The organism is Halorubrum tibetense, assembly GCF_042661865.1.
Taxonomy (GTDB): domain Archaea; phylum Halobacteriota; class Halobacteria; order Halobacteriales; family Haloferacaceae; genus Halorubrum; species Halorubrum tibetense.
Map to the genome: position 1 here is coordinate 1 of NZ_JBHSWW010000057.1, position 12,584 is coordinate 12,584.

Annotated in this window: 11 protein-coding genes; 6 read left to right on the forward strand and 5 right to left on the reverse strand. The window is 67.7% G+C overall.

The genetic code is table 11. The features are described from left to right. A partial coding sequence (locus ACFQEU_RS05995) for a S8 family serine peptidase (RefSeq protein ID WP_379780254.1) occupies positions 1-1,413 on the reverse strand: 1,413 nt, incomplete at its 3' end. Positions 1,414-1,576: 163 nt separating this feature from the next. Between ACFQEU_RS05995 and ACFQEU_RS06000 the strand changes: the two genes are divergently transcribed. After that, entirely contained in the window at positions 1,577-4,420 is a 2,844-nt protein-coding gene (locus ACFQEU_RS06000; RefSeq protein WP_379780256.1) for an ATP-dependent helicase, read from the forward strand. Between the two features lie 32 nt (positions 4,421-4,452). Here the strand turns inward: ACFQEU_RS06000 and ACFQEU_RS06005 are convergent, their stop codons facing one another. Beyond that, positions 4,453-5,013, reverse strand: a complete 561-nt coding sequence (locus ACFQEU_RS06005) for a thioredoxin family protein (RefSeq protein WP_379780258.1) — start codon at positions 5,011-5,013, stop codon at positions 4,453-4,455. 86 nt (positions 5,014-5,099) lie between these two features. Then, positions 5,100-5,429: a hypothetical protein gene (locus ACFQEU_RS06010; protein ID WP_379780260.1), complete on the reverse strand. Its 330-nt coding sequence runs from the start codon at positions 5,427-5,429 to the stop codon at positions 5,100-5,102. Between the two features lie 101 nt (positions 5,430-5,530). Here ACFQEU_RS06010 and ACFQEU_RS06015 point away from each other — a divergent pair, with 101 nt between their 5' ends. Next, complete coding sequence (locus tag ACFQEU_RS06015; protein ID WP_379780262.1) at positions 5,531-5,737, forward strand: hypothetical protein; 207 nt, start codon at positions 5,531-5,533, stop codon at positions 5,735-5,737. 68 nt (positions 5,738-5,805) lie between these two features. Then, the gene (locus ACFQEU_RS06020) at positions 5,806-8,298 is read left to right on the forward strand and encodes a PAS domain S-box protein (protein WP_379780264.1); all 2,493 of its coding nucleotides are present in this window, start codon (positions 5,806-5,808) and stop codon (positions 8,296-8,298) included. A gap of 41 nt (positions 8,299-8,339) precedes the next feature. Here the strand turns inward: ACFQEU_RS06020 and ACFQEU_RS06025 are convergent, their stop codons facing one another. Both ACFQEU_RS06025 and ACFQEU_RS06030 read right to left on the reverse strand, forming a co-directional pair. After that, positions 8,340-8,738 carry an OsmC family protein gene (locus ACFQEU_RS06025; RefSeq protein WP_379780266.1) on the reverse strand — a complete coding sequence of 133 codons (399 nt, stop codon included), beginning with the start codon at positions 8,736-8,738 and terminating at the stop codon, positions 8,340-8,342. Positions 8,739-8,852: 114 nt separating this feature from the next. After that, on the reverse strand, positions 8,853-9,578 hold the full coding sequence (locus ACFQEU_RS06030; RefSeq protein ID WP_379780268.1) for a metal-dependent hydrolase: 726 nt from the start codon (positions 9,576-9,578) through the stop codon (positions 8,853-8,855). 198 nt (positions 9,579-9,776) lie between these two features. Here ACFQEU_RS06030 and ACFQEU_RS06035 point away from each other — a divergent pair, with 198 nt between their 5' ends. The 3 genes from ACFQEU_RS06035 to ACFQEU_RS06045 all read left to right on the forward strand — a co-directional run. Further along, a complete protein-coding gene (locus tag ACFQEU_RS06035; RefSeq protein WP_379780270.1) occupies positions 9,777-10,913 on the forward strand; it encodes a PAS domain-containing sensor histidine kinase in 1,137 nt (378 codons plus the stop codon). Between the two features lie 140 nt (positions 10,914-11,053). Beyond that, positions 11,054-11,797 carry a fumarylacetoacetate hydrolase family protein gene (locus tag ACFQEU_RS06040; RefSeq protein WP_379780272.1) on the forward strand — a complete coding sequence of 248 codons (744 nt, stop codon included), beginning with the start codon at positions 11,054-11,056 and terminating at the stop codon, positions 11,795-11,797. Between the two features lie 343 nt (positions 11,798-12,140). Further along, on the forward strand, positions 12,141-12,584 hold a 444-nt coding region (locus ACFQEU_RS06045), incomplete at its 3' end, for an HflX-like GTP-binding protein (protein WP_465261117.1).

Here is a 12,584-nt window from a genome sequence, read left to right on the forward strand (position 1 = left end):
GTCAGTCGCGGCGATCGCGAGCGCAGCCACTCCGCTGACGTGCGGGGCGGCCATGCTCGTCCCCTGTCGGCGGACGTACCCGTCCGTCGTCCCGGACTCCGCGCTGACGACCGCGACCCCCGGCGCGGAGACGTCCGGCACGACGTACTGCTCCGGCCAGTCCTCCGGGATCTCGCCGAAGGCCTCGACCGCCTCGATCGGCTCCCCGCTGGAGAACGCCGCCACGGTCCGGTTCTCGTCGGTGTCGACCGCACCGACCGCGAGCGAGTCGTACACGTTCGCCGGCGACGAGGAGGTGTTCTCCCCGTCGTTGCCGGCGGCGGCGACGACGATCGAGCCGGCCGCCCGGGCGTTTCGAACCGGCATGATGAACCCGCGGAACGTCCCGTTCGCGCCGAGGCTCATCTGGAGGACGTCCACGTCGTCGTCCGCCGTCGCGTGCTCCATCGCCGCCAGGACCCCCGCGAACGTCGCCGACCCGTCCTCGCCGAAGGCGTCGATCCCGTCGATCGCCGCGTCCGGTGCGACACCGATGTGGGTCCCCGAGGCCTCCCCGCCCGCAACGGTGCCCGCGACGTGCGTACCGTGACCGTCCGGGTCGGTCGCGTCGGCGACGTCGTCGCTCACGAGCGTCCCGTTCTCGTCGAAATCCGCCCAGGCGGCAAGCTCGATGTCTTGGTGGGCGGGGTCGACCCCGGTGTCGATCACGGCGACGGTCGCACCCGCACCCCGCGTGTCGAACCGCTCCCACGCCGCCGGAACGTCGATCGCCTCCAACCCGTCGGTGTGACTCCCAGTCGGCTCCGTGCCGACCTGGAACCGATCGGTGGACGCGTCAAGGTGTCGGTCGACGGACTCCGTCACGCTCCCCGCGCCCTCAGCACGCTCTCCGCCGCCTGCAGCCCCCGAATGTGTCGCGACCACGACGTTCCGGTGAACGTCGGTCACGTTCGCGACCGAGAGCAGCTCGTCCGCGTCGGTCTCGTCGGCGTCGACGCTCACGAGGACGGCGTTCGCCAGCCAGAACGTCCGCTCGATCGTCAGGCGGTCCGTCCCGGCCGCGAACGCCTCGAACGCTACGCGTTCGTCGCTCGCGTGCTCGCGGAGCTCCTCGACGACCTCGTCGTCGTCGGTATCGGCGAGGTCACGCGGCTCCATCGGCGGGAACCGGACGACGACCGATGTCGTGCCGGTCTCGTTCGCGAGCGGGTCCGTCGCTCGCTCGTCGATAGGGACCTCGTCGACGGTGGCTTCGACGCCAGCCTCCTCGTCGGCGGAGTCCAGCTGGACGTGTTCAGCGCTTGCGGGAGCCGCTATCCCGCCCGAGAGCGCGAGAAGCGTGACGATCCCGACGAGGAGGCCGAGCGCGACCGCACGGCGACCGGACCCGGTCACCGCCCCACTGCGTAGCATACGTTCCGCTCGGCCGCCCCGGGCAAATACCTTCGGCCGCCACCGATCGTTGCCTCCAGCTGCCGGCGACGACGCCGACACCTATGGGACGTTAACGGCGCTCACGCCCCGTCGACCGATCCCGACACAACCGCTTTGGGTCCGCGCGCCCATCGATCGATCAGTGACCGATCCCACGGATGACGCCCCCGACGGGTCCGAATCGAGCGACGAGCCGGACCCGGAGACGATCGCTCGGGGGCTCCTCGCCGACGTCGCCGCCGACCGCGACTGGGCGTTCGATCCGGAGCGCGTTCGGATCGACGACGCCGACGTCCTCGCCCGGCTCTCTCCGGCGGTTCGGCGGTGGTGGGTCGAGACGTTCGGCGAGCATATTCCGGAGAACGGCGGCCTGTTCACCCCGCCACAGCGCGAGGCGATCCCGCATATCGACGCCGGGCGGAACTGCCTCGTCGCGTCGCCGACGGGGAGCGGCAAGACGCTGGCCGCCTTCACCGCCGTCCTCGACGACCTGTTCGCCCGCGACCGCGCCGGCGACTTGGAGAACTCCGTCTACTGTCTGTACGTCTCGCCGCTCAAATCGCTCGCGAACGACATCGCCCGCAACCTCGAAGCGCCGCTCTCCGGGATCGGTGACCTGCTGCCGGCCGACGAGGACCCCGGCGTCCGGCAGGCGATCCGACACGGCGATACGAGCTCGGCGGACCGGCAGGCGATGCTCGACCGGACGCCACACGTCCTCAACACCACGCCCGAGACGCTCGCGATCCTGTTGAACTCGCCGAAGTTCAAGGAGAAGCTCCGGACGGTGGAGTACGTGATCGTCGACGAGATCCACTCGCTGGCGGCGAACAAGCGCGGCACTCACCTCGCAGTGTCGCTGGAGCGGCTCGTGGAGCTGACCGAGGGCTCTCCCACGCGGGTCGGCTGCTCCGCGACCGTCGAACCGCTGGAGGAAATCGCCGAGTTCCTCGTCGGACGCGAGCGCGTCGACGGCGCGGTCGGCGACCCCGACGGCCTCGAACCGCGCGAGTACGAGCTCGTCGACACCCGGTTCGTTCGGGAGTTCGACCTCGAACTCCGGACGCCGGCGGCCGACCTCATCCACACTCCGGGCTCTGCCGTCACGGACCGGTTCTACGACGACCTCCACGATCTGATAGCCGGACACACGAACACGCTCGTGTTCACGAACTCACGGTCAGGCGCGGAGCGGGTGCTTCAGGGGCTCCGCGAGCGGTTCGGCTACGACGAGTCGGACTCCGGCTGTCACCACGGGAGCCTCGGCGAGGCCCAGCGCACTCGGATCGAGGAGGGGTTGAAATCCGGCTCGCTGGACGTGGTGACGACCTCGACGAGCCTCGAGCTCGGCATCGACATGCCGCACCTCGACCTCGTCGTTCAGGTCGGCTCGCCGAAGTCCGTCGCGGCGCTGCTCCAGCGGGTCGGCCGCGCCGGACACAGCCCGGGAGAGACCGTCGAGGGGCGGGTGTTCGCGCTCGACCGTGACGAGCTCGTCGAGTGTGCCACTATGCTCGCGCGCGCCGAGGAGGGGTTCGTCGACCGCGTGTTCGTCCCCGAGAACGCTCACGACGTCGCCGCCCAACACGTGTACGGGATGGCGATAAACCGGGTCCGACCGGATCGGGAGGTCCGCGAGGTCCTCCGGCGTGCCTGGCCGTACCGGCGGTACGGTGCGGACCGGTACGAGACGCTCATGCGGTATCTCACCGCCGACTACGACGGGCTAGAGGAGAAGAACGTGTATCCGAAGGTGTGGCGCGACGCGAACGACCCGCCGGACGGCGAGCACCACCACGAGGGCTTCCCCGTCGGCGAGCTGCTGATCGGCAAACGCGGCCGGCTCGCCCGGGTCATCTATATGACGAACATCGGCACCATCCCTGACTCGTTCAGCTGTGACGTGTTCACCCGCGACGACGAGTGGGTCGGAACGCTCGACGAGACGTACCTCGACACTTTGGAGTCCGGCGACGTGTTCACGCTCGGCGGCGAACGGTTCGCGTTCCGGTACCGCCGCGGCTCGAAGGTGTACGTCGACCGGACGGCCGAGCGCGCGACGGTCCCGTCCTGGTACGCCGAACGGCTCCCCCTCTCGTACGACCTCGGCCGGGAGGTGCTCGCGTTTCGCGAGCGACTCTTGGAACGACTGACGGCCGGGGGACCGCCCGCGGTCCGGGCGTGGCTCCGCGAGCTGCCGCTCGACGAGAACGCGGTCCGGGCACTGGCCCGGATGTACGACGAACAGGTCGCGTACGCCGGCGCGGAGAGCGTCTCGACGTCCGATCGGATCGCCGTCGAGGAGGAGCTCGACCGTGCCGAATACAAGCGTCGATACTACGTCCACACCGTCTACGGCCGGCGGTTCAACGACGGGCTCTCGCGGCTGGTCGCCGCCGAGTGCGCGAACCGCACGGACGCCAACGTCGCGGTCGCAGTCGCCGATAACGGGTTCAGCCTCTCGTTCCCGCTCAACCGAAAGGTCGACGTCGCGGGCGTGCTCCGCGACCTCGACACGGGGACGCTCCGCGAGGACCTCCGGGACGCGATCGAAGGGACCGACCTCCTGAAACGCTACTTCCGGATCGATGCCGGGCGATCGCTCCTGATACTGAAACGGTACAAGGGGTACGAGAAGTCGGCGGCCGAACAGCAGGTGTCGGCCGAGATGCTACTCTCGTTCGCGAACGAGCTCGAGGGGTTCGCCGTGATGGAGGAGACGTACCGCGAGCTGTTAGAGGACCGGCTCGACGTTGCGGGGATCCGGGAGGTGCTGACGGGGGTCGAACGCGGCGAGATCGCGGTGTCTCACCACGCGGTCGACTCGCCGAGTCCGCTGTCGTTCGGGCTGGCGACGCTCGTCGACTCCGACGTCGTCCTCGCGGACGACGAGTCCGCGGTCCTCCGGGAGTTCCACGCCCGAGTGACCGAGGAGATCGGCGCGGACGACGCCTCGACGAGGACGGGCCCCTCGGCGGGCGAGTAACGGAACGGGAGTTCAGGCTCGGTCAGGCTCGGTCACTCCTCGGGCCACTTGATCGAGCATCCGCGGGAGGGGCGATCCGGGACGTCGACCGACTCACCTGCCAACACCGCGTCGATCGCTTCGCGCACGTAGAACTCGGTCGGCTCGTCGTCCGGGCTCATCGCGTCGTCGAGTCGGCCGTGATACCGGAGTCGCCACTCGCCGCCCTCGCGACCGAACAGGAACGGGTCGGGCGTACAGACGGCCCCGTACGCCGACGCCACGTCGGCGGTCTCGTCACGGAGGTACGCGTCGTACGCGATCGTGCCGTCCTCGACGTGTTCGCGCATCGCTTCCAGGGAGTCCTCCGGGTACTCCTCGGCGTCGTTGGGGTTGATACCGACGACGGCACAGTCGTCGTACTCCGCGGCGACCTCGTTGAGGAGGTCGAACTTCGCTTTCGCATACGGGCAGTGGTTACAGGTGAACACGACGAGCAGGGCGTCCGTGTCGAACGAGTCGAGCGTGTATCGGTCCCCGTCGACCCCCGGAAGATCGAACGCGGGGGCGGTGTCGCCGCGGTCCAGCTCCGAGTCGGATTCCTTCAGTACCATACGTCCCCGTTGTGTGGCGACGCCAAAAGTCGTTCCGGGGGTGGACCGGACCACCGACACACGTTCACCGCGCCACCGACGCGTGCTCACCACGTCACCGACGCGACGACCCCTGCGCCGACCCGTACTGCAAGCACGACTCCAAGCCACCCCGCCGCAGCCACCGCGAGTATCCCCGCGAGAACCGATCCCTCGTACACGACGGCAGCGACGAGCGACAGCGTGTTCGGGACGGCGGTCGTCGGCCAGACGCCGGCCGAGTCGACGGCGATGTCCGAGAGCACGACCGCGACCCCTCGACCGTACGCCCCCAGTGAAACGCCGATCGCTGCGAGTAGTCCGACCGTGATCGTCGTGGCGAGCCACCGGACCCATCGGGCGGCCGCGCGATGTGTCGCGTTTCGTCTCGACGACATAGCGGCTCTGGACGCGGTATCGCATATAACGGTGAGCGCGGACGGCCGTGACGGTCGTCTTCGACCCTCCCGGTTTTATCCCCTGTGCCCGTACTCCGTGTATGTCGACGGGACCGACGCGGACGCCGAGCTATCGAACCCTCCGGCTGTTGTGCGGGAACGCGGTCGGGATGGTGGCGTTCCTCGCGGCGTACGTCTTCGCCCGCGACCCGATCGTCGCACTGGTGGCCGGGATCATCGTCGGCGTCATCGGGTATGCCGCCTCGACAGTCGTCGTCGACTACGCCGCCGGAGAGAGGAACCGTTAACACGTCGGACGGTCTTCACCATCCAGATACTCGACGGGGCCGACGGGAGGACCGGTGAGGACGCGTCGTTGGACACCTCCTCGCCGGTCCGCGTCCTGCATGTCGACGACGAACCCGATTTCGCCGAACTCGCGGGCTCGTTTCTCGAACGGTCCGACGGCCGGTTCGACGTGACCGCGGTGACGACGGTCGCCGACGCCGTTGAGCTGCTGGACTCGACCCGGGTCGACTGTGTCGTCAGCGACTACGACATGCCGGGGACGAACGGGATCGAGTTCTTGAAGACCGTTCGCGAGCGATACGGCGACGTCCCCTTCCTCCTGTTCACCGGTCGCGGGTCCGAGGAAGTCGCGAGCGAAGCCATCTCGGCGGGCGTGGACGACTACCTCCGGAAAGAGTCGGGAACCGACCAGTTCTCGGTGCTCGCCAACCGGATCGGCAACGTCGTCTCGCGGGCGCGCGCCGAACGACGGCTCGAAGCCCACCTCGGGCGGATGACCGACGCGTTCTACGCCCTCGACGAGGAGTGGCGGTTCACGTACGTGAACGAGCGCGGCGCGGAGATACTCGAACGCGACCCCGACGCGATCCTCGGCGATACCGTCTGGGAGTCGTTCCCCGAAACCGTCGGGAGCGAGCTCGAACACGCCTATCGGGAGGCGATGGAGACGGGGAAACCGCGGGAGTTCGAGTTCCGGTACGCCCCGTTGGAGACGGATTTCGAGGTCCACGCGTACCCCTCCGAGACGGATCTCTCCGTCTACTTCAGGGACGTAACCGAACGCAAGGAGCGCGAACGCGAGCTCGAGGAGGCCTCGGAGCGGCTCGCGCTCGCGCTCGACGGCGCGGACGTCGGCGTGTGGGACTGGGACCTCCGCACCGACGAAGTGACGTTCGACGAGGGGTGGACCGCGATGCTCGGCTACGAGCTCGCGGAGATCGACGCCGACCTCGACGCGTGGGAGGAACGCGTCCACCCCGACGACATCGATGCGGTCTGGGACGTCCTGGAGCCACACCTCGCCGGCGAGACCGACGCCTACGAGTGTGACCACCGGATGCGGACGAAATCCGGCGACTGGAAGTGGATACGCGACCGCGGGCGCGTGGTCGAGCGCGACGAGAACGGTGCCCCACGTCGGGCCGTCGGGATCCACATCGACGTGACCGACCGAACGGAACGGGAGCGCGACCTCGAACGGTACCGTCGGATGGTGGACGCGATGCCGGAGTCGGTTTGTCTGTACGACGCCGAGGGACGGTTCGTGTTCGTCAACGACTACCTCACCGAGGGGTACGGCAGCTCGGGAGACGAACTCGTGGGATCCGAGAGCGTCCTCGTGGACCGGATCCGCGAGGAGAGCGAGGGGGACCCGTTCGCGGCGCTCGTTTCCGGCGACCGCGACGTGCTCGCGGACACGATACGGATGGACCTCCCGAACCGAACGGACGCGATCGTCGATTACCGCCTGACTCCCCTGTTCGTCGACGGAGAGTTCGACGCGGTCCTCTGTATCGCCCGGGACGTAACCGAGGCGCGGCGACGCGAACGGCGGCTCGAACGCACGTCCGCCAGGCTGGAGGCGCTGTTCGAGCGGTCGCCGGACATGATGGAGATCCACGACCTCGACGGGACCATCGTCGAGGCGAACCGCTCGATGTGCAACGAGCTCGGCTACGAGCCGGAGGCACTGGTCGGCACGTCGGTGTCGGCGATCGACGTCGAGATGGACGCCGCGGACGCCTCGAAACGCTGGGAGGGCTTGGGGGTCGACGAGACCGCCCGGATCGAGACGAGCTATCGGCGCGCGGACGGTTCGACGCTCCCTGTCGAGGTCCACGTTCGTCGGATCGACGTCCATGGCGAGGACCGGTTCCTCGCAAGCAGCCGTGATATCACCGAGCGTCGAGCGTACCAGCGTCGGATCGAACGCGAGAACGAGCGGCTCGACGAGTTCGCGAAAGTCGTGAGCCACGACCTCAGAAACCCGCTCAACGTCCTGTCCGGGTTCACCCGGCTCGCCCGCGATACCGGGGACCTCTCGCACCTCGATCGGTGTGAACGCGCGCTCGACGACATGGAACACTTGATAGACGACGTCCTCACCCTTGCGAGACAGGGCCGCACCGTCGGGGAGTCGAAACAGGTCGGATTGGCTGACGTCGCATGCGAGGCCCGCGAAAACGTCGACGCGCCGGAGCTGTCGCTGGACGTCGAGACGTCGGCCGCGATCCGGGCCGACCCCGGGCGACTCAAGCAGCTGTTCGAGAACCTGTTTCGGAACGCGTTCGAGCACGGCGACCCGCCGGTGATCGTGACGGTCGACGATCTCGATGGCGGGTTCTACGTCGTCGACGACGGTCCGGGGATCCCGCCCGACGAGCGCGAGCGCGTCTTCGAGAGCGGGTACACCACGTCGGGATCGGGGACCGGGTTCGGCCTCGCCATCGTCGAGGGCGTCGCGGAGGCACACGGTTGGGACGTCGCCGTGGACGCCGGCGAGGAGGGTGGTGCTCGCTTCACCTTTACCGGCGTGGAGTCCCGCGTCGACGACCGGTAGCCGGCTCGCACTCGGCGACCGGAGGGTGAGGTCGGCCGGGCTCAGAACGCGCCGGGGTGGACGTTCACGTCGGCCTGCAACTCGTCTTTCAGTGCGGCGTGGACGTGACAGATACCTTCCGCGCGCTCGACGATCTCCGCGACTTGGTCGTCGTCGAGTTCGGCCTCTACGTGGAGGTCGAAGCTGATCGCGGCGAGGTCGTCGTCGTCGTCGAGCTCGGCGCTCGCGTCGATCTGGAGTTTGCCGAGCTCCTCCTCGCCGCGCTGGCTGCCGCCGACGCGGAACGCGGGGATGAAACAGGAGGCGTACGTCGCGACGAGCGCGGCGTTCGGGTTCGGTCCCGTCTCGTCGGTCGCGTCGATCTGGAGGTCGAACTCGCCGACCTGACTCGTACACGCGTACCCGTCCTCGGAAACCGTTGTGGTCTCGATGTCGGACATGACGTCCTGAGGATCGTCGCCTGCGGGCCTAAAGGTTGCTATACCCTGACGTATCGGGGGTATCGGCCGTCTCTAAAAAATCGAGTTCCGAGATACGTCTCGATTCCGGCCCGTTCAGGGCTCGACGACGTACGTCTCGTCGCCGTCGAGCACGACCGGCTCCGCGTTTGCCCCGGCGGCTTTTACCTCGTTGACGAACTCCCGCGTGTCGATCTCGATCGGCGGGAACGTGTCGTAGTGCATCGGGAACACGACGTCGGCACCGACCCAGTCGGCGGCGATGCCCGCGCCGGCGGGTCCCATCGTGAAGTGGTCGCCGGTGGGGAGCGCGGCCGCGTCCGGTTCGAGGTACGGTGCGATCACGTCGACCATCTCGGACATCAGTCCGGTGTCGCCGGCGTGATAGAACGTCGTACAGTCCGGGTCGGACTCCTGGGTCGGTTTCTTATCGCCGATCACGAACCCGGCGGGCATCCCGGCGGAGGTCCCATAGCCCGTGTCGATCCCGTTGGAGTGGTCCGCACGGACCATCGTCACCCACGCGTCGCCGCACTCGACGGTGCCACCGATGTTCATCCCCATCCCGCCGACGGCGTCCTCGTGGCCGAACGTGTCCTGGACGTACCCCACGAGCTCCGGCGTCGCGACGACCGTCGCGCCCTCGTAGCGGTCTGCGTCGGAGATGTGGTCCGTATGACCGTGCGTCAACAGGAGATAGTCCGGATCGAGCTCCTCGGGGTCGACGTCGGTCTTCGGGTTGTCGAAGTGCGGATCGATCAACAGCTCGGTGTCATCGACGACGACGTGCCACGTCGAGTGGCCGTGCCAAGTGAGCTCCATAGTGCGTCCGACGGTTCACAACCCGAGGTAATAAATGTCAACGGCGGTTCGTGCGCCGCCGACCGGCGCGCCGGACCTCCCGCTTCCACTGCGGTTCCCGTCCGATCAGTTTTACGGGTTTGTTCCGCAATATCTTCCCGCGAATACACGCTTATGATAGGTATCCTCCTATGAGAGTCGTGACAATGCCAGTTCGACATGACGCGTGACGACGATCCGGGTTCGGTCGACGATCCGGACCCCGGTCACGACGAGCTCGGAAGCGACCGATATCGACATCTTATCGAACACGTACAGGACGCGGTCGTCGAGTTCGAACTGGTCGATGGAACGCCGATAGTGATGGGGACTAACCGGGCGTTTGTCGACGTGTTCGGCTACGACGACGATGCGATCCGTGACGAACCGCTCAACGAGTGGGTCGTTCCCGAGTGGAAGCGTGCGGAGGCTGCGGCGCTCGACGAGAGCACTGCGAAGGGGGAGATCAATTACCGGAAAGTCACACGGAAGACCGAATACGGGCTTCGGGAGTTCCTGTATCGCGGGATCCCGTACGAGGGAAGCGGCGGGACCGACGATGAGGATGTCGGCGAGTCGGTCGGCGGCTTCGCCGTCTACACCGATCTCACGGAGATATCCCGCAACGAACGCCGCCTGAAGGTACTCAACCGGATCCTTCGTCACAACCTTCGAAACAACGCGAACCTCGTTGCGGGGCACACGACCCGGCTGTTGGCCGCGATCCCGGAGGCAGACGGCGAGGCGGTCGAGGGCGCGGCGACCATCGAACGGGCGGCACACGAGCTCGAACGATTGGCCGACGAGGCGGGGCACATCCGAACGGTGCTCCAACAGCGGACCGACGAGGACGCACACATCGATCCGGAACCGCTCATCCGGTCCGTCATCGACGAACGCCGACAGCGGTCCCCGAACGCGACGATCGACGTCGACTTCGCCGGCTCGAAGCGGGTTTTGGCCGACAGCCGTCTCCGATACGCGATCGAGAGCCTCGTCGACAACGCGATCGAACACAACCCGAGTCCCACACCCCGGGTTCGCGTGCGGATCGATCGTGCGATCGATACCGGCGACCACGACCCCGACGACTGGGTGATCATCCACGTCGAGGACGACGGCCCACGGATCCCGCCGCATGAACGGGACGTCATTCGCGACGGGGCCGAGATAACGCCGACACACCACGGGAGCGGGCTCGGGCTCTGGTTGACCGAGCTGACCGTCGAAATGTTCGGCGGTGAGCTCGCGTTCGACAGGAGCGATCTGGGCGGAAACGATGTCTCGATCCGGCTCCGTCGGCGGACGTCGCGGTGACACCGGCGATCACGCCGCGGAACCCGAATATCGCCGACCCGTGAGCCGTGGGGTCACGCTCCGTGAGGCGGCTGACACGGGCGCATCTCGGGATCGCCGACTCCAGCAGTCCTTTTAGCAACCGGGCCCTCGGAACGAGCATGTATCACGCCCGCTTCCGCGATCCGGCAGGCTCCGTCCGTGAGGGACGATACGACCCCGATAGCGACACCGTCGCCTTCGGCGACGACGAGTACGCCCTCGACCACCCGGAGATCGACGTGCTCCCGCCCGTGGAGCCGACGAAGATCGTCTGTGTCGGACGAAACTACGCCGAGCACGCCGCCGAGTTCGACAACGAGATCCCCGACCGCCCGCTGCTGTTCTTGAAAGCCCCGAACGCCCTCGCGAGCCACGGGTCGACGGTTACGCTTCCCGGGGGAAAGGACCGACTCGACTGGGAGGCGGAGCTCGCGGTCGTCATCGGCGAGGCGTGTACGGACGTCGACGCCGCCGACGCGATGGACGTCGTCGCCGGCTTCACCTGCATGAACGACCTCTCGAACCGTGACGACCAGAACCGCGAGCAGAACTGGGTCCGCGGGAAGGCGTTCGATAACGCCGCGCCGCTCGGCCCCGTCCTCGCGACGCCCGACGAGGTCCCCGCGGACGCCAGTGTCGAACTCCACGTGAACGGCGACCGGAAACAGGCCGGGGATCGCTCCCAGCTCGCGTTCGACGTGCCGACACTGATCGAGGAGATAACGACGTACATGACGCTCGAGGCGGGGGACGTGATCGCGACCGGCACCCCCGACGGCGTCGGCCCGCTCGCCGACGGCGATACAGTCGAGGTGACCGTCGAGGGAGTCGGAACGCTCCGACACGACGTGCGTATTCCCTGACTCCGGAAACTACCCGAATCCCGACGTTTTCGCCGGGAGCACTCGGAGAACGGTCTCGGGATCGTGCCGGAACGACCCCGGATGCGGAACGGTCCCACACCACGTTTCCGGTGAACGCTTATATATCCTGATCGGATACTGATCCGTATGGAGACCCGCTTCGTCTCGTTCTGATCCCGTCGCCGCCGTCGGACGCGTACTGGGCGGCCCACGCGGGATCACGCCCCGTCCGGATCGCCACGAGACCGATCTCGGAGTAGTGTCACCGCCGAGTCGCGATCAGTTCGTGCGGCTCGTCGACACACCCGCTCCCCTCCCCGGGCCGATGTGAGCGCCCGACCGTATGTCACGAGACGACACGAACTCGACGAACACCGGCGAACCGAACTCGACGAACACCGGCGAACCGAACTCGACGAACACCGGCGAACCGAACTCGACGAACACCGGCGAACCGAACTCGACGAACGCAGCGACGAGGACCGACACGGATCCGGCCCCGAGGGACGCTCACGGCCGTCGTGCCGTCATCGCGGCGCGTGACCGGGACGCGACCCCGGACACGACGGAGATCCGGGGGCTCGCGGTCGCGACCGGGTACACGGTCGTCGGCGAGATCACACAGCGTCGCCGGGAAGACCCCACGTACGGACTCGGCCGCGGCGCGGCGGAGGACCTGATGCGACTGGTGGCCGAGCGCGACGCCGACGCCGTGATCTACGACGGCGAGCTCTCGCCCGGCCAGACGTACTCGCTGGGCGAACTGCTGCCCGCGGGCGTCGCGGTC